The sequence below is a fragment of the Marinagarivorans cellulosilyticus genome (assembly GCF_021655555.1).
GTDB lineage: Bacteria > Pseudomonadota > Gammaproteobacteria > Pseudomonadales > Cellvibrionaceae > Marinagarivorans > Marinagarivorans cellulosilyticus.
On sequence record NZ_AP023086.1, the window covers coordinates 1,269,509 to 1,293,665 of the forward strand.

Consider the following 24,157-nt stretch of genomic DNA (forward strand, 5'->3'; position numbering starts at 1 on the left):
CTGTTTAAGCTAACAGTTTTTACTCATCTCTGAGCGCAAACACAACGGGTAGCGTGAATTCAAAGCTGTCGCCGGTGATTATGTCTGGCATAGCAGGGTAAGGGCTGGCGCGTTTGATCGCTTTTAGTGCTTCTTTATTTAACGATTTGTATGGGCTTTCTTTAATGATGTTGGCCGAGGTTACGTCGCCTTTTCTGTTTATGATAATGGTTACCCTAACAGTACCTTGGTTGCCACGGCGCAATGCGGATTTAGGGTATTTGATATAGCTGCCCGTCCAACGTGTTAATTTCGATAGGTACAGTTGGCGCGATAATAAGTCGGCGGCGGTATAAGAAAAATCATCTTCCTCATCATCAAATACATCTTCTTGCTGCAAAATTTGGTTCGGCAAGGTCGCTACGGTTTCAGCTGCTGGCGCGCTTGATGAGTCGCTTGTAGTGTCGGCAATAGTAGTGCTGCTATTCGCTGCAGAGCTAGAGGCTTGCGTACTTTGCTGAGTCGTTTCGGTTTCTGTCTGAGTTGCTAGCGCTTCGCTAATACTAGAGGCGCTGGTGGCTTCTGATGGCTCGCTAGCCGCTATTTGTGCTGGAGGGCTTGCTTGTTCTGGTTTGGGAGGGGCTGCGGCCGCCACTGCCGCTGTTGCTGCAGCGGCGGCTAAGCCGGTATTTAGTGCTGCGACCCGTTCGCGGGTTGTGCGGATGTTTTTAAAGCGCGCCAGCGTGTCTGGCTCAATGCTGCCAGCTTGTAATAGGTCGGTTTTAAAGTCTGTTGAAAGTGGCACAGGCCCAATCCAAGATCGCAGAATTAAGTCAAAAAACTCTACATCTTCGATGGTGCCTAGCATCACGCCGTTTACCGCAACTTCAACGCCGCGGCGAAATGTACGCTCAATGGTGAGTGTATCGTCTTTTACTAGTTTTATTTTCAGCATGTTGCTGAAGTCTGCTAGGTTTTGAGCGTGCTTCTTGAGGTCAAAATTGCCGGCGTTAATCGCTACGCCTTCAATCCACTGGCGCTTAAATTTTCGGGAAAATAAGCGGTCTGCCACCACTTTAATTTCCATCCGCTTGCGCTGGTTGCTGAGGAGTATTTGTTTCGCGTCTGCGCTAAGATCTTCTAGGTACAGAGCCGCCATGTATTGGTCTTTTCCAAATTCACTGTGGGAGGCTATTCCGTTTAGGTCTAATGCGGCCGAAGCCTTGTGGCAAACAAATAGACAAGCTACTGCAAGGGTGCAAGTCGCGTAACGCCTGACGGTAGTTAACAAATACATACTAGTCTCGTTTTTATCGTTATTGTTTTTATTGGTATTTAATGATGGTAATTGTGTGCAACGGCCTCCAATTTTACCGTATTGAGGCGCTTCCGTGTGTATTCATTATGCGGCTGTTTGTCCATAGGGCATCTCTAAAAATGCACATTTTCCGTGATAGCGGCGTCAGCTCCGTCCTCGAGCCCTCATTACACCGCGTAAACTGCGGCTCTCGGCTTCCTCGACGGCAAGCTCCTGCGCCGTTCTAATAAGGTGCTTCCTGCACCGATGCGTCGCTCTACCTTCTGAATCCATTCAGTCGTCCGGGCGGTGCTTCCTTGCTCTCACAAAAAAATTACTATTTATAGAAGTGCCCCATAGTAATGCCATAAATAAAAAATGTAAGCAAGGGGGCTGCCTGTTACAAACGGTTCATAGGCCTGCTGGTGGCTCGCTGCCTGTATGTCTTCATGTTCTTTTTGTGTTAATTACTACCAAATGTATTTATTTTTTCTGTTTCTTCTATCTGGTTTCGTATCAAAAACATAGACCAATTTCCTCCGCTTTGCTTCAATCTGGTGTTCTTTAGCTAAACTTATTTAGATGATGGCCGATACTCTTAATTTGAGCGTGTAAATTATTAAGCTAAATGCAGTGTCGGCATACGGGGTTTGGAGCGGGTGACTGTGTTCTTTGTCACTATTATAAAAAGTGAGTCAGTGAATATACTATGGCAGACGAAAAGATTGATTTTCAGGCACTAGAAATTACTTTTGGTCAGCAGTTGTTAATGCACCCGAACCCTAGTGACAAAACAATGGTGTTCAGCTGCACGCTGATTGGCTGTTTGGCGGATGAAAGCCTAATCGTCGGGCCTCCTTCACAGGGGGTGTTCCCCGCCTTAGAGGAGGGGCAGAAGGTTGTGATTCGCGTGTTTCTTGATAGTGGTGTGGCGCTCTTTCCAACGACTGTGCTGTATATCAGCGATATTCCTGCCTTAATGATCTATCTAGACTTCCCTTCGGTTATCCAGTTTAAGCGTTTGCGCGCAGCCAAGCGGGTGGTGGTGGCGCAGCCGGTTTTGGTTAGCAACGTTGATAATAAATCGATCGTCGGTGTCGCAGGTAAGCTGCTTGATGTGAGCACTGGTGGCGGTCGGGTGAAGATGTTCGATGACTTGGGTGAGGTGGGAGACCATATAGTTATAAAAGGCAAATTTCAGGTTCATGGTATTTCCCGCTTACTTACTGTAGATGCCTGTATTCGGAAGAAGGATGGTAAAGAGTACGGTGTGCAATTTGTTGAGCAAGACGAGGATAAGCTTATTTTTTTAATGGGCTTTATATTCAATGCAATGTTAACGGGGACGGTTGATGCTATCCATTAAGGAAGGTGTTGGCTGTACGTGTTTATGCTTGCTGCTGGTTTTTGCTAATGCGTCGTGGGCGCTCGATACCCCCTTAAATGAAAAGGCCTTATGGTTGCCCGCGAAATATCAAGGGCATTACATCGAGCTTGTTAGCGCGGCACAGGCAGCGCTTGATCTACCCCGTTGTATAGAAGTGAAGCAAGCAACGCTCGACCTTCGTCAAAGTACACCAGAAAAATCCATTTATCGCGTTTTGTGTTTACAGGAGTCTGGCAAAACTTACACCGAAATGATTGACGGCGATGGTTACGTGTCGCTAACGCCAGAAAAAAACTCTGCAATGGCGTGTCATAAACTGCTGCTTGAAAAAACGCAGCAAATGATAGATATCTCTTGGCTTGAAGGTAAACCTAAGTCGCTCGCTGGTGGTTCTGAGGGTGAAGAGCGCTATCAGTGGGATTTTGATGCTAAATCACTGGATGGCGATGCTTTGCATTATACCGCGGTATGCGTTGCCGATGATGGCGTACCCAAGGTCACCATAAGCGCTCGACGCTAAAGAATTGTTCCGCTAATATACTGTTTGAATGTACAGTTTTGGTGGGGTTGTGCGCAAGATTATTCATATTGATGCAGACTGCTTTTTTGCTGCACTGGAAATGCGAGATGCGCCGCATTTGCGCGACCTCCCCATTGCTGTGGGCGGCAGTAGCAATGGCCGCGGTGTTATTTCAACGTGTAATTATCCTGCGCGTAAATTTGGCATCCGCTCGGCAATGGCGGCTGCTCACGCTTTGCGGCTTTGCCCAGACCTGATCTTGCGACCCCATCGATTTGAGGTTTATCGCCAAGCGTCGAAGGCAATGAAAGCAATATTCTATGATTACACCGACTTGGTCGAGCCGCTCTCACTGGACGAGGCCTTTCTCGATGTTTCGGCTGTTAGCCGTTGCGATGGTAGCGCGACGCGCATTGCTGAAGAGATTCGCGCGCGGGTTTTCTCTGAGGTAGGTATTACCTGTTCTGCTGGTGTGGCTAACAACAAGTTTTTGGCCAAAGTGGCGAGCGATTGGCAAAAGCCCAATGGCATTACGGTAATTACGCCAGAACAAAACGATGCGTTTAGTCGTGCTTTGCCGGTGGCTAAGCTCAGTGGGGTAGGTAAGGTAACGGCCGCTAAATTGGCAAGCATGGGGCTGTATAGCTGTGCCGATGTGCGTGAATGTGGTTTGGAGGTATTGCTTAAGCGCTTTGGTAAGTTTGGTGTGAGGTTGCACGAGCGAGCATATGGCCGCGATGATCGCCCTGTGCTCCCCAGTCGCGAACGGCTATCTATAGGGGTGGAGCATACATATGATCACGACTTGCCTAGTGGTGCCTGTATTGCTCAGTTGCCGGCATTGTTGGGGGAGTTGCGCGGCCGGATTACCAAGGCACAGGCGAGCGCAAAAATAACGAAGTTGTTTGTAAAGGTGAAATTTTCAGACTTCGTTTCTACGACTGTGGAGCGGCGCTGTACGGTGCTGGATGATGCGGGTTATGTCGAGCTGCTAAAGCAGGCGATGGCGCGTTCATCATTAAAAATTCGCTTGCTAGGGGTAGGTGTTAAGGTGGTTGGCGATTCGGTTGGGGTGCAATTGGCGTTATTCTGACAATTGCTGCGCTTCTAAAAATCATCCACAAGCTTAAAAACTTCATGTAGAATGGCCCGCTCGAGGGCAATGGGCGTTGAATTTTTCGCCGATGTTACGTAACAGCGTTATACTACTGTTAGCAGGTAGTTAAAGTGTTACTGTTCCAAAAAGTAGGCCTAGCAGCGCTAGCGTCAAAATAAAAAAAGCGAGATGCTGCAGTTGCTGCCATCATCGCATTAGGCTTCTGTGGAGACTAACTAGTGAGTCGTAGAAAGCGTAATCGCCAGGAAGAGGCCGATAAGGCCGATATCGATCTAACCCCCATGTTGGACGTTGTGTTCATCATGCTAATTTTCTTCATCGTTACTGCCTCTTTTGTGAAAGAGCAGACGATCAACGTTAACGTTCCTGATCCTAATCAGGCCGAAACGCCTCCTAACCCTGATTCGCCTGAGAGCATTCTCATTATGGTGAATGCGCAGGATGAAATTACCATTGACGGTCGTCGTGTAGATTTGCGCGCTGTTCGTTCCTTGGTTGCGCAGAAAAAAGCCGAAAGCCCTGAGTCTAGTGTTGTTGTTCGCGCACACGAGGATTCTAGTGCAGAGACTTATGTTGGCATTGCCGATGCGGCTTATGCGGCTAAGGCTGGCGGCGTATCGTTAGTACCCTTTAACGATAAAAAGAAAAGATAGTGCTTTTAGTGTAATTTAGGTTTAGCGGCTTCAATGTCGCACCTTAAAAAACCCAGCTTGATAACAAGCTGGGCTTTTTTTTGTTTTGTAACTATTCAGCCATGCTCAAATAGGTCTGCAAACTGATCGTTTTCTAGTCCGCTCAAGCCATCTACGACTTTGTGTTCCTGTAAAGTCTACCCCCACGCATCCTTGCTGGTGCTGGTCGCTATGCAAGCGTTCCAGCCGCTTGAATGCTCAGAAAGCAATCAATTCGCCTTTAGGCTGACCATTGTTTCGCACCCACCCGAATAGTTACTTTGTTTTAAAGCGACAACCAAAGCTGCTTGTTGCCGAGGGGTGTTTTGGAGGGTAGGTCAGGGTTTGCCAATTCAATGAGGGTTCGTTTGTTGCGCTTAAGTTCTTGAATGGCCTGCTTTACATTGCTCTCGCGGTACAGCAAAACATCTAGGCTGCCATCGCGTACGGCTTTGCTTAAGCCGTATATGAGCTGGTGGGCCAGCTCGGGTTTGTGTGCACTTACAAATAAGTACATGGGTTGTGGATAGTGCAGTAGCAGGCGCTGCTCGGCCGCAAAGCCATCGTAAACTTGCGCCTCCTGGATTGTTTCGTGAATGGCTCTTGGCGCTGCATCAAAGTCGCCTTTTTTCAGTTTGTTAAACAGGCTTTTATGTTTGGTGACTTTTACAATGTTGAGCCCGTTCTTTTCCAATATGGTGGTATCGGCCCATGAGTGTACTTGCCCTAAGCTGACTTTTTGCAGGTCGGTTAGGTTGTTTATGTCATCAAAAATCGGCTGAGAGCCGGATTGAATAAGCAGTGTACGGTATCCCATTAGCCCTTTATATAAAGGGATGCGCACAGCAATAAATTTGTCTTCTAGTGCTTGTGATGTGGTGGCCCAGATCACATCGGTTTTGCCGGCTTCGAGCATTCGGCGCAAGGTAATCGCTGATTTTTTGCTTTTTTGAATATTGAGGGTGTAGGGGGCTTGCGCTTTGTTCATTGCCATTTCAAAAATGTTGAGCGCATAGCGGGCTGTGGCGTCATCGCGTGAATGTATGGTGATGGTGTCTGCCAGTATTGAAGGTGTTGTGCAGGCTAAAGGGGCAAGTAGCAATGCTTGAACGGCGGTGCGCGGTGCAAAAGCTTTTATGGCGTGGCGAAATGCAGATAGCATTAACCGAGTTCCTTCTTGTGTCTGGTCAATAATGCTCTTAAGTCTAGTCGACCCTTTTTGTTTTGCTAGAGGCCTGGCAGGGTGCAATTTGCTCTTGCCGCTAGCTATTGGTCGACATATTGCGCGAAACATTTACCCTGCCTAACGAAACGCCTATAATGCGCCGTTAAATTTTGACGTGGCCTAAATGCCTACTGTTTACTTTGCGTTGTTTGCCGTGGTGTGAGCCGAAAGTAGCGTAGGTCATTTTTTTTTGCCCAAATTAAGGTGGTTACCCCTATGTTGCGGATTGCTCAAGAAGCGCTGACCTTCGATGATATTTTGTTGGTGCCTGGTTATTCCAGTGTTACAGCCAAAGATGTAAGCATAAAAACTCAGCTGACGCGGGGCATTACACTGAATATGCCGTTGGTGTCGGCCGCTATGGATACTGTGACCGAGTCGCGCTTGGCAATTGCTATTGCCCAAGAGGGCGGGGTAGGGATTATTCATAAAAGCATGACCATCGAAGATCAGGCTCGCCAAGTGCGCTTGGTAAAAAAGTTTGAAGCCGGCGTAGTAAAAGACCCAATCACAATTGATTCCTCTGCAACCATTAGCGAGCTAATCGCGTTGACCAAGCATCACTCAATTTCGGGCGTACCTGTTTTAGATGGCGGCGATTTGGTGGGGATTGTGACAGGGCGCGATGTGCGTTTTGAGCCAAATTTGGATGCCAGTGTGGCAAGTATTATGACACCCAAAGAGAAGCTTGTTACCGTTCAGGAAGGTGCAAGGCCTGATGAGGTTCGCGCTTTACTGCACAAAAACCGTATTGAGAAAGTGTTGGTGGTTGATGGCAACTTCAACCTGACGGGCATTATTACTGTTAAAGATATCAATAAAGCTGAAGCCTACCCTAATGCCTGTAAGGATGCCGATGGCAGCTTGCGTGTAGGCGCGAGCGTGGGCACAAGCCCTGATACCGATGCCCGTGTTAAGGCGCTTGTTGAGGCTGGCGTAGATGTGTTGGTGGTTGATACCGCGCACGGTCACTCCAAAAACGTATTAGACCGCGTAGCCAAAATCAAAAAAGATTACCCGCAGGTTCAAGTGATTGGCGGCAACATTGCAACTGCTGCGGCGGCTTTAGCCTTGGTAGAGGCTGGCGCCGATGCTGTGAAAGTGGGAATTGGCCCCGGTTCAATTTGCACCACACGCATTGTGACGGGTGTTGGTGTTCCGCAAATTAGCGCTATTGCCAATGTTGCAGAAGCCCTTAAAGACACTGACGTTCCTGTTATTGCCGATGGTGGTATTCGCTTTTCCGGTGATTTGGCTAAGGCCATTGTTGCTGGTGCCAGTGTCGTAATGATGGGGTCTATGTTTGCCGGTACAGAAGAGGCGCCTGGTGAGGTTGAGTTGTATCAAGGGCGTACTTACAAATCGTACCGTGGAATGGGGTCTTTGGGCGCAATGACTCAAACCCAAGGTTCATCAGATCGCTACTTTCAGGACTCTAGCCAAGGTATGGAAAAGCTTGTGCCTGAAGGCATTGAAGGACGAGTGCCTTACAAGGGGCCGCTGGCAGCTATTACTCATCAGTTAATGGGTGGATTGCGAGCCGCTATGGGTTATACCGGCAGCATAGATATGAAAACTATGCGCACCAAGCCAGAATTTGTCCGAGTGACTTCAGCTGGCATGGGGGAGAGCCATGTGCACGACGTTAGTATTACAAAAGAAGCCCCTAACTACCCCATTAGCGGGCGTTAAGTGTTCGGCTGCTTTTAATGAAACCCGCCGAGTGCGGGTTTTTGTTTTTATATTTCCTTTATTTTAATTTCGCTTTCTCTGATTTATTTGCCAGGCATATTTATGGTTACCGATACGCACCTCCCTGATATTCATTCGCACCGCATTTTGATTTTAGATTTTGGTTCTCAGTACACGCAGCTTATTGCGCGCCGCGTGCGTGAAATAGGGGTTTACTGTGAAATTCGCGCGTTCGATATGGCTGAGTCTGAAATACTGGCTTATGCCCCTAAAGGGATTATTTTAGCCGGTGGTCCCGAGTCGGTAACGGAGTTGAATTCTCCGCGCGCGCCTGAATGCGTTTTTACCATGGGGGTGCCAGTGTTGGGCATTTGCTACGGTATGCAAACGATGGCCGAGCAGCTAGGTGGTAGTGTGCAAGGCTCCAATGAGCGTGAATTTGGTTATGCTCAAATTACTTTAAAAGGCGTTAATGCTTTTATTAAAGAAACTAAAGATCACGTCGATCATGATGGTAACGGCCTGCTTGATGTTTGGATGAGCCATGGCGATAAAGTGACGACAATGCCAGAGGGCTTCGAAGTGATGGCAAGTACCGCATCGTGCCCTATTGCTGGTATGTTCGATGAAGCTAAGAAATTCTATGGTGTACAGTTTCACCCAGAAGTAACGCACACCACGCAAGGTCGCGCGTTATTTGAGCATTTCATGCTTGAGATATGTGGCTGCGAAGCCTTGTGGACGCCTTCCAATATTGCGGAAGATGCAATATTGCGTGTACGTGAGCAGGTAGGTTCCGATCATGTGTTGTTGGGCTTATCTGGCGGAGTTGATTCTTCTGTTGTTGCTGCTTTGTTGCATCGCGCCATTGGTGATCAGCTAACGTGTGTTTTTGTCGATAATGGTCTGTTGCGCAAAAATGAAGGTGATCAGGTAATGGACATGTTTGCTAAAAACATGGGTGTTAAAGTGATTCGCGTTGATGCCGAAGAGGCCTTTTTAAGCCGCTTGGCCGGCGAGAGCGATCCCGAGAAAAAACGCAAAATTATTGGTAATACCTTTATTGATGTTTTTGATGAAGAATCATCAAAAATTGACAACGTTCAGTGGTTGGCGCAGGGGACTATTTACCCTGATGTGATTGAGTCTGCGGCCTCTAAAACAGGCAAGGCGCATGTGATTAAATCGCACCATAATGTGGGTGGCTTGCCAGAAGATATGAAGCTAGGTTTGGTTGAGCCTTTGCGCGAGTTATTTAAAGATGAGGTGCGCAAGCTGGGTTTAGAGCTTGGTTTGCCTTACGATATGGTGTATCGCCATCCGTTCCCAGGGCCTGGCTTGGGGGTGCGTATTCTTGGTGAAGTGAAAAAAGAGTATGCCGACATCTTGCGTGGGGCAGATGCTATATTTTTGGAGGAACTGCACAATGCGGGCTGGTACCACAAAACGAGTCAAGCTTTTGTGGTCTTCTTGCCCGTTAAATCGGTTGGGGTTGTTGGTGACGGCCGTCGTTATGAGTGGGTTGTATCGCTGCGCGCAGTAGAAACCATCGATTTTATGACGGCGCGTTGGGCGCATTTGCCTTACGAGTTGCTGGAGACTGTCTCTAATAGAATCATTAATGAAATCAGTGGTATTTCCCGCGTAGCATACGATGTATCCAGTAAGCCGCCCGCGACTATTGAGTGGGAATAACCTCTGCAAACAAGCCCTAAACCTTTTGTTAAAGCCAGCGCTAAGTCGCTGGTTTTTTTTCGCCTTAACTATGGAGTGTCAATGGTGTACCCATTATGTATGTCGCTATGATCATTTTATGTATTATTTTTTGTTTTAGATTCTAGTGGCTGCATTGGGTATATTTTAAGTTTCTGTTTTTTAAGGCAAAAATAAATTTTGTCTGGCTGGTACGGCCTTTGATATAGCTAGTTGTCATCATCAACAGCAATACGAGGAATACCCTATGTCAATTTTCAAACGTTTACAGGCTACATTAACCGGCAGCTTGGATCAGGCGATTAGCCAGATAGAAAATCAGGATGCCGTAGTTGACGCCATCTTAAAAGAGGCGCGCCAAGCACTGGCGAAATCCAAAGTGCGCTTGGCGCGTGTGGAGCAGGACGGCCGTGCCATGCAGCAAGAGCTTGCAGGTATAGAGGCAGCGATAGACAGTTGGACGCAAAGGGCGCAGCGCATAGGGCAAAACGATCAGGCTAAGGCGTTGGAGTGTTTGCGCCAACGCAAGGCTGCATTAGCACAAAAAACGTCACTTCTTGAGCGAATAGCCCAGCACGAAGGAGTCAGTAAGCGGCTCGCATTTGACGTGAAGCAGGCCGAAGTGCGTGTAACCGATATGCTCAATAAACAACATTTAATGCGTACCCGTGAATCGGCGGCTGATGCTTTGCGAAGCATGAATGCGGTAGAGCAAAATATGGCCGACGATTTAACGACGACTTTTGAGCGCTGGGAAGTTAAGGTGGCGCAAACAGAAATATTAAGTGGTAACGAGGGTTATATTCAATCGCCCAGTACGTTAGAGCAAGAGTTTGTAAGTGAAGAAGAGGAGCATGCTTTGCGCTTAGAGCTGGCGGCTTTAACGGGTGAACTACAAGATATAGAGGGTAAAAATCATGAATAATACCTCTGTAGTGGGGTGTGTTGCAGAACCTGTAATACCCCCTGAGCAAAAACACAACTCCGCCATGACCGAGCACAGTCGCTACTCTTTACCTCGATTATTGCGCGGCTTAGGTGCCATTACGTTATTGGCTTCTGTTTCTATTTATCTGTACCAAGGGTTTGGGCAAGGTAGTGATATTAGTCGTTATTTAATATTGTTGGCGCACACAGTTGGTTTGGCTGGGGTGGGGCTTGTTTGTAGTCGATGGTTAAAGGAGCAAAAAGGTGCGCGTTTATTGCTGATGTTGACGCTCGTTTTTATATCAGCTAATTTTGCAATTATTGCGGCATTTATCTATTCAATTGCGGGCGATCCTATAACGAATTTACATGGTTCGATGACTTGGGTGGCGAGCTACTCAGCAAAAACGATTTTTTTGTTTTCGAGTGCTTTGCTAGTTCTGGTGCCTTTAATAATTTTTGGTTTTAAAGTCATCGCGCGTCGCTCTGCTATGCGTTTCACTATCGTGTTTTTGCTGGGTAATTTGCTGCTATTGCTGCCGTCGCGTAATGAGATGTTTATCGGCTTTTTGGCTTTGTCGCTGTTGGTTGGGGTGATTTACCATGTTGTCAAAGCGAGTACGTTAGATGTGACCCTTAGAAATCGGGAGGGATTTATTGCGAAAACAATTTTATTTGTGCCGTTAATGATCTTGTTGGGGCGCAATATGTTTCACAGCCTTGGTGCAATTGTGCCATTGATTATTGCGGTAAGCCTGTTGTTAGCTGCACGTCAATGCTCAAGCTCTTTACCGGCAAAAAGCGCATTTCGATCGCTCCTTGAATCGATATCGATATTGCCCATTGTTGGCGTGTCTGCAAGTGTTTCCTCGTTAATTGGTAGTGAATTACATGCATCTTTATCAACAGGTGCTTTTGTTTTTTCTATTGTTGCCGGAGCGTTGTTGTTTGAATTGTCTTTGCGGGCTTCGAGTGCTAAGCATATTTACGGCAGTATTGCGGCTGTTTTGATAACGGTATTGGCCTGTGCGAATCTTCTATTTTCTTTAGATGTAACATCGTCTATTTATTGTTTTTTAAGTGGTGCGGGTTTAGTCGGATTTGCTGTTTTTTCTGAACGACGTTACGTGTTAGCTTTTGGTAGCATCACTGTGTTGGCAAGTATGGCTTTTGGGGTAATATCTCTAATTGATGGTTTTGCATTTCATAACTGGTTTTCATTAGCAGGGCTGGGAGTGTTAGCAATTGTATTCGGCTCATTGATTGAAAAACACGGCGGTGCGATTAAAGTGGGTATCGGAAAGATGCGTCAATATTTTCAGAGTTGGGATTATTAATTAAACAAAGCCACAGTGTTTACTGTGGCTTGCTTGGTTTTGTCTGGTGATATTATGAATAAAACACTTCCTAGTGCTCAGCGTCCGTTTTTGCAAACTGTCGCAGATCTTATGTTTTCCAACCCTTTTGATCATGAGGTCTCCGAAATAGAAGCTTTAACTGGGCTAAGTTTAGGTGAGGGTAGTACAGAGCATTTTTATGTCTTGTTAAAGCCGAAGCTTGAGAGTGTTATGACTACTTTGGCGCAGCAAGGGGTTAATGGCCTTTCTGATTTAGCTAGCAGCGATGATCGCCACTTATATATGGCGGCCAATTTGTTTCTTATTTACGATCGTTATATTGATGACTTAGATGCTCTTATTGCTCAGCAAATTAAAGAGCCTGAGCGCCGTTTGAAAGTAAAATTTTCGAAAAGTGCTTTTCAGGATTTGGCTCAATTGGGGTTAGACAATACGCAGAGCGAAAAATATTTCGCTTTGTTTTATCAGTTGCGCAGAGCCTATTTATTCATTAATCGCGAGCTAACCGGAAATGCGGCGTGTATTAAGCGTTTGCGGCGAGACTTATGGAATAACGTCTTTACATCAGATGCCTTGTTGTATGTAAATAACTTATGGAGCCGCATGGAAGATTTTTCTACGCTTTTGTTGGGCGAAACCGGTACTGGTAAAGGCGCTGCTGCTAAGGCCATTGGGTGCTCGGGCTTAATCCCTTTTGATGTAGAAAGTCAAACATTCAAAGCGAAGTTTACAGAGTCGTTCGTAGCCATAAATTTATTAGAGTACCCCGAAGGGCTGCTGGAATCTGAATTGTTTGGTCATACAAAAGGGGCATTTACCGGCGCTATTAGTCAATACGATGGTTTGTTCAAGCGGTGTAATGCTCATGGTGCGCTATTTCTAGATGAAATTGGCGATATAAATATCTCTATACAAATAAAGTTGCTCAAAGTGTTACAGGAGCGCCGTTTTTCGCCGGTGGGTGCACACGATATTTGTCGTTTTTCGGGTCGTGTTATAGCGGCTACTAATCGCAACCTTAACGAATTACGTGAAGCGGGTGAATTTAGGCATGATTTTTATTATCGCTTATCATCGGATGTTATTGAATTGCCAACACTGCGCGAGCGGCTAGAGCAAGATCCAAAAGAGTTGGGTTTATTAATAGAAAGTTTAATGGAGCGTTTAACTGGGCAGCCGTCGCCGGCTATGGCTAGTGATGTTTTGGAAAAGCTACAGCGCAGCATACCGCCAGACTACAGCTGGCCGGGCAATGTGCGGGAATTGGAGCAGGCTGTGCGTAGAACTGTCTTGGGGCGTGAATATACCGGTGAATATATTCCGCGAGAAAAGCTTCCTGTGTGGGTGGAATCTACCATGGCGGGCGGCTTGACCGCGAATGAATTACTGTCGGCTTATTGCAGTAGCCTTTATCGTAAAGAAGGGACCTACGAAAAAGTAGCGGCCATTACTGGCTTAGATAGGCGCACGGTTAAAAAGCATATATCGGCGGCTCTTTAGAGTTAAATCCAGGGGGTGAATCTCTGTTTTAGCTGTTAATCCTGCCGCTTTCTTCACGCTTGAAAAATAAATCGAAATTAATTTCCAATAAATAGTGTCAGAGTCACGGTGAGCGACTCGTCCCAATATTTGTTTCCCTTGTAGGTGTAAATCGTCCCGACAGACCTTGAATTCCGTGGCTTTGAGGCGGTTGTTACGTGTATTAAAAAAGAGTGTCAGAGTCAAAGCTGTACATTTTTTAGACGTATAAAAAAGGTGTCAGAGTGGGCAAAAAAAGGGTGCCAGTGTCGGTTGAATAAAAGGTGTCAGAGTGGGTAATAAAGTGAAAATTAGGGGGTTTTCATCCGTAAATGGCTCTGTTTAAATGGCCTCCAGTTGCTGATGAGCAGCACAACAAAACCTTTAACAAACAACATTCATTATCTGGAAAGAGGAATTCAATCATGGCTATTTACATGAACTACAACGAGAACACTCCTGCTGGCAACGTAACCGCACAAGGTTTCGAAGGCTGGATTGAAGTGGACAGCTTCAACTTCGGTGTAGGTCGTGCCATCACCATGGAAGCCGGTGCAATGTCTAACCGTGAAGCGACTCGCCCAAGCTTGAGCGAAGTCACTATCACTAAATCATTAGATGCAGCTTCTGGTGGCTTGTTTAAGCAATCTGTAACCGGTGATACGGGTGTGACTGTTAAGTTCCACGTTGTTCAAACGGGCGCAACGGCGGTTGAAACTTTCGCTATTATCACTTTGGAAGAGTGCATCATCTCTTCTTACAACATCTCTGCAGCCGCCGGTTCAGCACCTCAAGAAACCATTTCTTTGAGCTTTGCTAAAATCGAAGCTGACTTGCGTCACGCTGACAAAACCAACATCAACAGCGATCTTGGTTTGTCTGGCTACGACCTTACTACTGCAACACCTATCTAAGTCGGGTGATGCGATGGCGGCCTGAGCGTTTCTCGGGCGCCATCTTGCTAGTCAGTTCTCCTCACACGGATGTGGTCTTCTGTGAGGGATTAACACTGAATAGCCCTTATTTAAAAAGAGTGATTCATGCAAGATGCATGAGTGGCGTGCAACAAACAGGGAACGCTAGGATAGCGATAAACAACAGGCTGTTGTGATAAGGAATACACGAACCACGGTAGGTTCACGGAATAGACTGGGATGTTTTTACGAGAGGAACGTGTTGAATGATTCAACACACAGGATATGTATAGCCTAAGGGATGGGCACCAGGGGTGGAGTTTATTGTTAGGGAAAACACACAGAGATTCATGGAATACTGAATTTCTGCAGGGAAGATTGATAAGCGTAGGATGTTGTTTATCAGTAGCCTTATCAGGGAGGGTATGTGGATGAAAGCTGCAGTCGCCTCGATCACCTTGGGCCGAGTATTCGTTATATAGCGGGTGCGTCGGCCCATTTAATTTGTGCCTTTGAATTGCGCAATGTCAGAGGCTAAGTTTTCACACTTCTTATTGTTGGTTTGTCATGTCTCAGCTTAGCCAGAATAGTCGTTTAGTTCGGATAAAAACGCCTTTAGCGACCGATACCTTTATTGTTTCTGCCTTAGATGGCGAAGAGCGTATTTCCGGTAATTTTCAATACGACCTGGGTTTGCTCTCCAATAACCACACCGTCGCCCATACCGACTTGCTTGGCAAAGCCGTCACGCTGAGTATTTATACCGAGGGTGAAGAAAAGTGTCGTTACATTCACGGTTATGTGAATGGCTTACGCATGTTAGATGTGAACGACGACGGCTTGCGCGGTTACCATATGAGCGTGGTGCCGGGTTTATGGTTTACAAGCCTTAATTCCAATAACCGTATCTTCCAAGATAAAAGCGCAAAAGATATTATCGATGAAGTGCTGGGGCATTATTCCAGCGTTTTAAAATTCGATTTCTCATTAAACGGCAAACCGCTTACGCGTGAATATTGCGTACAGTTTGATGAAACCGATTATGAATTTGTTCACCGTTTACTCGCCGAAGAAGGCATTAGTTATTATTTTAAGCACCAAGACGGTGAGCATAAACTGATTTTTGTGGATGACGCGCAAGGCTTTTTTGATTGCGATGTTGATGCCTTAGATTACGACGGTGGCGGCAGTCAGCCCACCCAAAACAGCGTGCACCGGTGGGAGCGTAGCTACAGCTTCCACACCAACGCCGTCGAAACCACCGATTACAACGAATTCGCCACGACCAACCAATATAAAAGTAAGGTCAATACCACCAGTGACTTAAACGGCGCATCGCCTTATACCATGCGTCATTTCGGTATTTATCGCTTTCAAACCGACGGCGACTCAAAGCACGCCTTTGACAGCGGCGACAACACCGCCCGCGCAACCAGTATTATCGAAGCCGAAGAAGGGCAATTTGATTTAGCCAATGGCACCAGCGATTGTGGCCAGTTAGCCGCCGGCGGACGCTTTACTATTGAACACCCACTGGAAAGCGAGCAGGGTACTTATACCATTACCCGCATGACCGTGACGGCGCGCGAAGGCAATGGTCGCGATACCTTTTTTGAAAATGATTTTGAGTGTGTACCCTCAACCAAATTAGTGCGCCCATTATGGCGGCGTGCGCCCAAAACCATCGATGCGCCACAAGTCGCCACTGTCGAAGAAGTAAAAGCGACCGAATCCGATAGCTCGTCTGATGTGTACACTCAGCTAAAAGTAAAATTCCCATGGCACAGTGAACAAAGCTCTTGCTGGGTACGCGTTGCGCAAGCATTTGCGGGTAAAAACTGGGGGGCTAACTTTGTCCCGCGCATTGGCCAAGAAGTGATAGTCACCTATATCAATGGCGACCCTTGCCGGCCCATTATTACGGGCGCGGTGTATAACGGTACCAACGAAGGCCCCAATTACACCGCCACCCAAAGCGGCTGGAAAACCCAATACGATAGCAGCCAAATTAATGAATTCCGCTTTGATGATAAGCCCGACTCCGAAGAGGTATACATGGAAGCGGGTAAAGACCATAACTGGGTGGTGCATAACGACCAAACCGGTTTGGTGGAAAATGATCAAACTTTAGAGGTGCTGCAAAACCGCACCATCACCGTCACCGAAGGTGACGAAAGCATCACGGTCAAAAAAGGCAATCGCACAGTCGCAGTAGATGAAGGTGACTACGATACCACTGTAGGTAAAGGCGACCACACCACGACAGTGAGTAAAGGCGACCAGAAAAATACTATATCGAAAGGCGATAAAATCACTACCGTCAGCAAAGGGGATCAAAAGGCCACGATCAGCAAAGGCGATGACATTCTCGGCATTAACATGGGCGATCGCAAGGTGACTTTGGGTAAGGGTGATCACGTGGTTAAAGCCAATGTAGGTAAATACACGGTCAATGCGAAAGGCGGTGTTAAAGTGGAATCGCTGGCTTCGATAGAATTTAAGTGTGGTTCAAGCAGTATCAAAATGACGCCGGCAGGCATCACCATCAAAGGCATGATGCTAACGTGTAAAGGCGATGCGATGGCCGAAGTTAAGGCTGGCGGTATGTTAACGCTGAAAGGCGGCATAACAATGATTAACTAATTGTTGTAAAAAATAGAAAACAGAAAACAGAAAACAGAAAAATATTTTTCGACGATTAAAACCCTTAATAAAAAGGGTTTAATGCAAGAGTTAACACCATGAATGATTTTGTGAAAATCGCAGTCCCTGTCGCGGGCGATTTACTTCAGCATATGGACTTAAGTGAAGACGAGGCCGAGCAACATATTGATGCCACTCAGCATCCTGCCACAGTCGTCGAGCAATTAATGAAAGCGGAGTTCAATTTAGATGCCGTGCGTTTATTGGCGCACGCCTTACCCAAGCGCGAGGCCGTTTGGTGGTCGTGCTTAGCGGTACGGCAAAACCCCATTGAAGAAAACTCACTAGAAGCGCAAGCCATTACGGCTACCGAAGCTTGGGTACGCACGCCGACAGAAGAGCTGCGCTTGCTGTGCCGCGAGTTAGCCGAAAAACTCAAACACAAAACACCGGCAAGTTGGGCGGCTATGGCGGCCGCGTGGTCCACAGGCAGCTTAGCGCCGCAAGACGACCCTGAAGTCGCACCGCCGGAATACCTTTATGCCCATGCCGTTGGTGGTGCGGTTAATTTAGCGGCTGTCGAAGGCGATGCCGAGCAGGCTAAAAATCGCTACCCGACGTATTTTGCGCAAGGCTTCGACTTAGCGCGCGGTGGCAGTGGTCAAGTACAACCGCTTGTTAATTAACACAACGAACCTACCCTGAGGAACACCCATGGGAAAGCCCGCATCACGCATTACCGACATGCACGTATGCCCACTCAGTTCGGGGCCAGTCCCGCATGTGGGCGGCCCCATCGTCTCGCCGGGCGGCCCGACGGTATTAATTGGTAAATTGCCCTCTGCCACACTTGGCAGTACTTGCGTCTGCGTTGGGCCGCCCGATGTGGTGGTGATGGGCAGTACCACAGTAATGATCTGTAAAAAGCCCGCCGCGCGTATGGGCGATAGCACCGCGCATGGCGGCAAAATTGTGGTGGGCTGTCCTACTGTGTTGATTGGGGGATAAACTAAAAGTGGATTTAATGAAAGTATTAAAAAAATGAAAGTATTAAAAATCAGTTTTCTTTTACTTATAGCTATTTTATTTATTTCTTCGTGTAAGGGGGAAGCAGTGACAATTGTTGACGCAGGAAAGGCATGCACATTTTCAGAGGTTTCGGGTTACCTTTTAAAAGATGGTGAGCCGCTTGGTAACTCAAAAATAACGAGGGTTGCAGATTGGCAGGGTGAGGTGGTCGATAGTGTGATTACCGATGCCGAAGGTTACTTTCAGATGCCTGCTATCTATGAGCGGAAGACTATAGGTGTTTTGCCGTCTCAATTTGCAGCAAAACAATTACTGACAGTTGATGTTGATGGGCAGGCCATAAAATTTTGGTCTGGTGTAAAGATGGATAAAAGTGAGAACTCTGAAGCAAAAGGCCAGAAGTTAATAATAAATTGTGATCTCGCTAGAGAGGAGAGTGTAGTGAGTGTAGACGGTCAGCCGTTCGTGACATTGTGCGAGTGGAATGTTGTGCCCGATACGCCAGTTACAGCCGATGATTTTTTTACAACTGATGATGATTAAAAAAGGAGAATGTTGTGGCGAATCCATTTACCCCTAAAGTGGTTGCTGGACTGTGTAAAGATGTATATGCACTGACTAAAATTGACACGCTTGACGAAGCCAAAAAAGTATTAAATACACGGTATCAAGGTAATCTTCAGTTTGCTGATAACAATATGTTGGTTGGTAAAACCGGAGGTCCAGCTTTTGTTAAAGTGAAAACTGCTTTTGGGTTTGTTTTGGTTGGGCAGAATCAGTTGGCTGGTCATGCATTTGTATTATTTCGTGGGACACAATATTTAGCTGATTGGCTGACAAATTTCAACATGCTTTTTGGTCGTTCAGAGTGTGGCAATCGGGTGCATGACGGGTTTAATTCTTCTTTTAAATCAATGAAGCCTCAAATAGCCCCTTTTATTCAAGGATTGCCACCAGGTACAAAGGTGCATTGCTTGGGGCATAGTCTTGGTGGAGCTTTGGCAACATTAGCGGCTGAATGGATCAAACAAACAACAAGTTTTGAGGTGTTTTTATATTCGTTTGGTAGCCCGAGAGTCGGCCTTGATGATTTTTCGGCGGGTTGTACTAGTTTAATTGGCTGTGATCACGTTTTTCGTGCTTATCATAAAACGGATGTGGTTCCCTGCATTCCTATTTGGCCATTTACACATACACCGAACGAAGGTCGAGATTACCTTTTGTTCTCGCCGGGACTGTTGCCAGGCGGTAAATGGCATGATATGGGCGAGTACGTGACATCGGTTACAAATGGTTCTAGCGGGAAAAGCCTTTCATGGGAAAAACTTTATTCAAACCGTAAAACTGATTATTCAGATGTAAATGTTTCCGCTTGGCTTACTGATCGAGGGCAGTGCGTTTATTCACTTTCAAATTTTCAGAAAATTGAGCACGCTTTTAAATTTGTGATTAAAAAGTGTTTGAGTGTGGTTGGGAATATGGCTTCCTTTGCCCAGTCAACTTACACGACATTGATGGATCGCTTGGCCTTTGTTCTGGCAAAGAATTCACTGGTTGAAGGGTCGTTATCGACTTGGATTACACTTCTAATGAAAAAAATTGCTCAATTTTTAGGGTTGGCAAAGAAGTTAGCAGATAGTGATAATTGGAGTGAGGCTGTAATTCGGGATTTATTACGTAAGCTGCAAGTAAAGGCGCAAACAATGGCGAAGCAAGCTTTAAGCCACGCACTTGCAGATGGACGCGCTTTGTAGCCTTGGAATAACTTGGCGAGCTAATTAAAAAGAGCCCATATTCCAGTGCCTATAAGCCCTGCAATGGCTATGGGTACAGTAAAGAAAATGTAAGCTCCATTTGTCATTAGCCTCTGCGATTTAGCTAGTGCGCCGATAATCATAAAAAATACCGGTGATAAGCCAAAACAGATCAGTCCAATCGATACTGTTTTGGCTGACCATGAAATAGCGCTTAGCGGGCTAAATACATAATGAATAAGACCGGAAATAATCATGACAAAAATGGATCCGGTGAGTAAAAAGTTACCTATTGGCGTTAACGCTTTGATAATTGGTTTTTGACGGATCTTATCAGCACCGTCATCTGTACCAAAAAATATCATGCCAATTAAAATGGTAAGCGCTAACCCAGTGAGTGCGATTCCCAAGCAAAGCGCGCTCCATTTAAAAACGATATAACTTGTCATTGGTGTTCTACTTTATATTTCGTTAGTTAGTTGTATCCTAAATGTTTAGGTGTGTCTAGGTCAGCCAGTTGTTTGACGATAATAACTCTTGGGCATCTCTAAAAATGCACTTTTTCCGCGATAGCGGCTTACAGGTTTTTGCTCCTCGACATTCGGCTCCTCGATAACTGCTCCTGCGTTATTCTAGTCAGCCACTTCCATGTGGCGGTACCATGTCTAATAAGGTGCTTCCTGCACCGATGCAAAACCTGTATTCAGTCCATCCATGGACATTAGCTCCGTCCTCGGGTCCTCACAAATTGGAGGATCAATTTGCACAGCATGCTGCCCGCAGGGTGAAGCGTATGGATGCGCTGAATGATTTACACCACGTAAACTGCGGCTCTCGGCTTTGGCTTCCTCGACGGCAAGCTCCTGCGCCGTTCTAATAAGGTGCTTCCTGCACCGATGCGTCGCTCTATCTCCTGAATCCATTCAGTCGTCTGGGCGGTGCTTTATTGCAAGGATGGCATGTATGCAGGCAAAGCAGGAGCACTTGCCTGTCGTTGCTCTCACACAAAAATTACTATTTTTAGAGGTGCCCTCTTTAACCTAAAAACCGCAGTTGAACCATCAAAGTCTACGCATCCCCTTGGTGCACCTGACGCGTGATAAAAATGATTCATCACCAATAAGGTGACTACATATTTTTACTACACGCCATGCACACCAACGGAATACGCATCTTTTTGACTCTCAACTGCGGTTTCTAGGTTTAAGATTCCGCAACGGCTTTGTTAAAATTTCTTTCTCCATTCGCAACTCTTTAACTTATTTTCGCAGCCGAACAAGCTCTGTACGCTCTTCGCAAGTGGGCGCGGCTCCGGTCTTTTGGGCCTTCTCATTGTTTTCCGGCGATAGAGGAAGTTAGCCCTTATGTCCAGCGATTCTGCCGCTTTCGCTGCCTAATAACCTGTTATTATTGCTCTTTGCTAGCTGGGTGCTCTAGGTGAATAGGCACTCAGCAAACCATTGGCTTGCCTTTTGGGCGAGTATCATTTTAGGTCCATCTGGATAGTTAATAAGGAGGTATATATGAATTATGTAAGAGTGGGAATTTTTGCTTGTATATTCATGCTAATTAGTATGAGCGGCCCAGCTATAGCAAGTGAAGACTTCGATGCTGGTAGTCGGCGCTTCAGCTTCGTTGTGGGTTCTGGGTCTGCCTTAAGTGATAATTATACGGTTCTTGGCATAGGCGCCGGTTTTTACCCTGTAGATGGGCTAGAACTTGGTGCTGAAGTAAACCTTTGGCTCGGTGGGGATTATGATATATATGAAATATCGCCATCGATGACCTATATTTTTACTCAGCTTGATGCAATTCAGCCTTATGTTGGCGTTTTATATCGAGAAACCTTTGTTGAAACCTATGATAATTTGTCAGCGATTGGGGCTAGAGCAGGGGTTGTCTTGGATTCAGCTAATGGTTTTAACTTTCGAGTAGGGGCTACTATTGTAAGCTACCAAGAATGTGCTTCTAGCTGGAAAAAGCATTGCACAGAAGTCACGCCGGAGGTTTCTGTAGGGGTTACTTTTTAAGTAATCAGCGAGGTCTGGGTGTAGAGCTAAGCTTCTTGGTCGCAGGTTTTGAAGGCGGCATATTGTCTTAAAAGTACGAAAGGAGGATGTATGAGCGGATCAGAACAAAATCCATATAAAGCACCTGAGGCTGAGGTGGAAAATACCCCGACGGGTAAGCTTAGTGAAGTTTTTGATCGCTTTTCTGCTTGGGGTGTCTTTGGATTATCTATTATTACTTTTGGAATTTACTCCATATATTGGCAGTACAATAGAACGCAGCGGATAAATGAACGTATGACTTATCAAATAAGTCCGCTTTTCGTCAATATCACTGTTTTTTTGTGGGCGATCTCACTAATAGCGAATGCGGGTGATTTTCTACCGCCAATTGTAGCCGGTATTCTTGCGGTTGGTAGTTTAGGTTATCTTATTATGTATTTTATATGGTGCTATAAAATACGTAGTGCGATACATATGTATGTCAATGCTGAGAAAGGCTCTTATAGTTGGGCTAATGCCTTTTTGACAATTTTTGGCCCTCTTTATTTACAATATAAGATTAATAAAATTATCGATAATGAATAACGATTACGATACGTCGTACGACGTTGAAACCCCCGAGGCAATAGACCTTAGTGCTCAAATGGTTGGCCCCGTTCCTAGGGTGTTGGCTTATTCAATTGATTTGGCGATTCGATTAGTTGTTTTAATGCTGCTGACGGCGCTGTTTGCCTTTTTAGGAGAGGCAGGTTGGGGATTATTTATGATATTCAGCTTTTTATTTGAGTGGTTTTACCCTGTGTTATTTGAAGTGTTGCGTGGAGGTCAAACGCCAGGTAAAAAAATGCTTCAAATTGCTGTTGTTAATGATGACCTTACGCCTGTTACTTGGAGTACCTCCATTATTCGCAACTTATTGCGCGCGGTTGATATGCTGCCATTTGCTTACGTTCTTGGGTTAGTGAGCATGACGTGCACGCAGCATTTTCAGCGTTTAGGTGATCTTGCGGCGGGATCAATAGTGGTGCATCGCAGGGCGACATCAAAAGCCTTTAGTGTGCCGCAGGTAAAACCTCAACCAGCGGCTATGCCGCTAACGCTAGAGGATCAGATGGCTATTGCTAGCTTTACTCGAAGGCATGATCAGATATCTGAATCTCGTCAGCAGGAATTGGCGGATATACTCGAGCCGCTAACAGGTAAAAAACAGCGAGAAGGCGTTTATTATTTGCAGGGCATTGGCGCTTGGTTACTAGGGAAGCGAGAATGAAGCAAAATAGCTTTGAGCAAAAATATAAGCAAAGTTGGGATTACCTAGAGCAATTACTCATCGATAAGACTGTGGCAGCGGACGAGCGCTATCCTCAGTATTACAGGGAGTTATGTCATCAGTTAGCCTTAGCTAAGCATCGCAGGTATAGCCCGCAGCTTATCGATTATCTTAATGATCTTGTAACGAAAGGTCATCACTTTTTCTATCAGCATAACTACCGTTATCACTTTCAATGGTTAGAATTCTTAGTCTTTGATTTTCCTAATGCTATTCGGCGAAATTGGATTTTTGTGACTATCGCCGCGGCACTATTTATGTTGCCCTTATTGGCGATGGGTACGGCTTGTTATATAAACCCCGAGTTTATTTATAGTGTGATGGATGTGAGTAATGTTGGCGCCATGGAGGCTATGTACGGTGCGGACAATGAAAAGATCGGGCGGGAGCGTAGCTCTGATACTGATATATTGATGTTTGGTCACTATATTCAAAATAATATTGGTATTGGTTTTCGCACCTTTGCTGGAGGTATTTTATATGGCGCAGGGTCTGTTTTTTTTCTTGTGTTTAATGGCGTCTTTATTGGTGCTGTAGCGGGGCACCTTACCCAGCTAGGTTTTGGCGCTACGTTTTATCCATTTATTGCAGGGCACGGCTCGTTTGAGTTAACGGCGATAGTTTTTAGTGGTGCAGCTGGGCTTAAACTGGGCTATGCCTTAATTAGACCCGGTGTTTATTCGATAAAAAATTCATTGAAATTTGCTGGCAAAGACGCCATCACTATTATGTATGGCGTTATATTGATGTTATTAATAGCTGCATTTGTGGAGGCATTTTGGTCTTCGACCACGGGTGTACCGTCTATCGTAAAGTATGTGGTCGGTGGCACTTTTTGGCTAATGCATGGCCTTTATTTCAGTTACAGTGGCCGACGCAATGGATCTTAGTAAAATTTGTATTAATGCCCGAACTCGGTCTCCGTGGGAAGCAATTGATCTAGGCGTTGTGCTAGCTAGAGCTTGGTGGCTACCTCTATTTTTGATCTGGTTTGTGCCCGCTTTTATTATATTTTTTTCTGTAAGTGCAATTTTTCCTGATTATAATTGGGTGGCATATTTGCTTGTTTGG

Annotated in this window: 22 protein-coding genes; 19 read left to right on the forward strand and 3 right to left on the reverse strand. The window is 45.9% G+C overall.

The genetic code is table 11. The annotated features are described in order from the left end of the window. Positions 1-19: 19 nt before the first annotated feature. Positions 20-1,276 (reverse strand): TonB family protein, encoded by a 1,257-nt coding sequence (locus MARGE09_RS05100; RefSeq protein WP_236986269.1) that lies wholly within the window; start codon positions 1,274-1,276, stop codon positions 20-22. 709 nt (positions 1,277-1,985) lie between these two features. Here MARGE09_RS05100 and MARGE09_RS05105 point away from each other — a divergent pair. The 4 genes from MARGE09_RS05105 to MARGE09_RS05120 all read left to right on the forward strand — a co-directional run bounded on the left by MARGE09_RS05105 (position 1,986) and on the right by MARGE09_RS05120 (position 4,953). After that, positions 1,986-2,642, forward strand: a complete 657-nt coding sequence (locus MARGE09_RS05105; RefSeq protein ID WP_236986270.1) for a flagellar brake protein — start codon at positions 1,986-1,988, stop codon at positions 2,640-2,642. Next, positions 2,629-3,183: a hypothetical protein gene (locus MARGE09_RS05110; protein WP_236986271.1), complete on the forward strand. Its 555-nt coding sequence runs from the start codon at positions 2,629-2,631 to the stop codon at positions 3,181-3,183. The genes MARGE09_RS05105 and MARGE09_RS05110 overlap by 14 nt, the downstream gene beginning before the upstream one ends. Positions 3,184-3,232: 49 nt before the next feature. Continuing rightward, the gene (gene dinB / locus MARGE09_RS05115) at positions 3,233-4,276 is read left to right on the forward strand and encodes a DNA polymerase IV (protein WP_236986272.1); all 1,044 of its coding nucleotides are present in this window, start codon (positions 3,233-3,235) and stop codon (positions 4,274-4,276) included. A 242-nt stretch (positions 4,277-4,518) separates the two neighbouring features. Then, complete coding sequence (locus MARGE09_RS05120; protein WP_236986273.1) at positions 4,519-4,953, forward strand: ExbD/TolR family protein; 435 nt, start codon at positions 4,519-4,521, stop codon at positions 4,951-4,953. 304 nt (positions 4,954-5,257) lie between these two features. Here MARGE09_RS05120 and MARGE09_RS05125 read toward each other — a convergent pair whose 3' ends face one another. Next, positions 5,258-6,133 (reverse strand): diguanylate cyclase, encoded by an 876-nt coding sequence (locus MARGE09_RS05125; protein ID WP_236986274.1) that lies wholly within the window; start codon positions 6,131-6,133, stop codon positions 5,258-5,260. 279 nt (positions 6,134-6,412) lie between these two features. Between MARGE09_RS05125 and guaB the strand changes: the two genes are divergently transcribed. The 11 genes from guaB (at position 6,413) to MARGE09_RS05180 (ending at position 19,744) form a co-directional block, all read left to right on the forward strand. Beyond that, a complete protein-coding gene (guaB, locus tag MARGE09_RS05130; protein ID WP_236986275.1) occupies positions 6,413-7,888 on the forward strand; it encodes an IMP dehydrogenase in 1,476 nt (491 codons plus the stop codon). Between the two features lie 102 nt (positions 7,889-7,990). Continuing rightward, entirely contained in the window at positions 7,991-9,583 is a 1,593-nt protein-coding gene (gene guaA / locus MARGE09_RS05135) for a glutamine-hydrolyzing GMP synthase (RefSeq protein ID WP_236986276.1), read from the forward strand. Positions 9,584-9,848: 265 nt separating this feature from the next. Continuing rightward, entirely contained in the window at positions 9,849-10,526 is a 678-nt protein-coding gene (locus MARGE09_RS05140) for a PspA/IM30 family protein (RefSeq protein ID WP_236986277.1), read from the forward strand. A gap of 277 nt (positions 10,527-10,803) precedes the next feature. Beyond that, positions 10,804-11,865: a hypothetical protein gene (locus MARGE09_RS05145; RefSeq protein WP_236986278.1), complete on the forward strand. Its 1,062-nt coding sequence runs from the start codon at positions 10,804-10,806 to the stop codon at positions 11,863-11,865. 54 nt (positions 11,866-11,919) lie between these two features. Continuing rightward, the gene (locus MARGE09_RS05150; RefSeq protein WP_236986279.1) at positions 11,920-13,386 is read left to right on the forward strand and encodes a sigma 54-interacting transcriptional regulator; all 1,467 of its coding nucleotides are present in this window, start codon (positions 11,920-11,922) and stop codon (positions 13,384-13,386) included. 350 nt (positions 13,387-13,736) lie between these two features. After that, the gene (locus MARGE09_RS05155; RefSeq protein ID WP_236986251.1) at positions 13,737-14,318 is read left to right on the forward strand and encodes an Hcp family type VI secretion system effector; all 582 of its coding nucleotides are present in this window, start codon (positions 13,737-13,739) and stop codon (positions 14,316-14,318) included. Between the two features lie 567 nt (positions 14,319-14,885). Continuing rightward, positions 14,886-16,961, forward strand: coding sequence for a type VI secretion system Vgr family protein (locus tag MARGE09_RS05160; RefSeq protein WP_236986280.1), 2,076 nt, complete (start codon positions 14,886-14,888; stop codon positions 16,959-16,961). A 98-nt stretch (positions 16,962-17,059) separates the two neighbouring features. Further along, a complete protein-coding gene (locus MARGE09_RS05165) occupies positions 17,060-17,647 on the forward strand; it encodes a DUF6931 family protein (RefSeq protein WP_236986281.1) in 588 nt (195 codons plus the stop codon). A 28-nt stretch (positions 17,648-17,675) separates the two neighbouring features. Next, positions 17,676-17,969, forward strand: coding sequence for a PAAR domain-containing protein (locus MARGE09_RS05170; protein ID WP_236986254.1), 294 nt, complete (start codon positions 17,676-17,678; stop codon positions 17,967-17,969). Between the two features lie 33 nt (positions 17,970-18,002). Further along, positions 18,003-18,533 (forward strand): DUF6795 domain-containing protein, encoded by a 531-nt coding sequence (locus MARGE09_RS05175; RefSeq protein ID WP_236986282.1) that lies wholly within the window; start codon positions 18,003-18,005, stop codon positions 18,531-18,533. Between the two features lie 14 nt (positions 18,534-18,547). Next, positions 18,548-19,744, forward strand: coding sequence for a lipase family protein (locus tag MARGE09_RS05180; protein WP_236986283.1), 1,197 nt, complete (start codon positions 18,548-18,550; stop codon positions 19,742-19,744). Positions 19,745-19,764: 20 nt separating this feature from the next. Here MARGE09_RS05180 and MARGE09_RS05185 read toward each other — a convergent pair whose 3' ends face one another. Beyond that, positions 19,765-20,193, reverse strand: coding sequence for a hypothetical protein (locus MARGE09_RS05185; RefSeq protein ID WP_236986284.1), 429 nt, complete (start codon positions 20,191-20,193; stop codon positions 19,765-19,767). A gap of 1,074 nt (positions 20,194-21,267) precedes the next feature. On the opposite strand from MARGE09_RS05185, the gene MARGE09_RS05190 reads away from it, so the two are divergent. From MARGE09_RS05190 to MARGE09_RS05205, 4 genes are all read left to right on the forward strand, one after another. Beyond that, a complete protein-coding gene (locus MARGE09_RS05190; protein WP_236986285.1) occupies positions 21,268-21,774 on the forward strand; it encodes a hypothetical protein in 507 nt (168 codons plus the stop codon). A gap of 90 nt (positions 21,775-21,864) precedes the next feature. After that, a complete protein-coding gene (locus MARGE09_RS05195) occupies positions 21,865-22,341 on the forward strand; it encodes a DUF4234 domain-containing protein (RefSeq protein WP_236986286.1) in 477 nt (158 codons plus the stop codon). Next, positions 22,334-23,026: an RDD family protein gene (locus tag MARGE09_RS05200; protein ID WP_236986287.1), complete on the forward strand. Its 693-nt coding sequence runs from the start codon at positions 22,334-22,336 to the stop codon at positions 23,024-23,026. Before MARGE09_RS05195 ends, MARGE09_RS05200 begins: the two co-directional genes overlap by 8 nt. After that, positions 23,023-23,976 (forward strand): stage II sporulation protein M, encoded by a 954-nt coding sequence (locus tag MARGE09_RS05205; RefSeq protein ID WP_236986288.1) that lies wholly within the window; start codon positions 23,023-23,025, stop codon positions 23,974-23,976. The genes MARGE09_RS05200 and MARGE09_RS05205 overlap by 4 nt, the downstream gene beginning before the upstream one ends. Positions 23,977-24,157 lie beyond the last annotated feature (181 nt).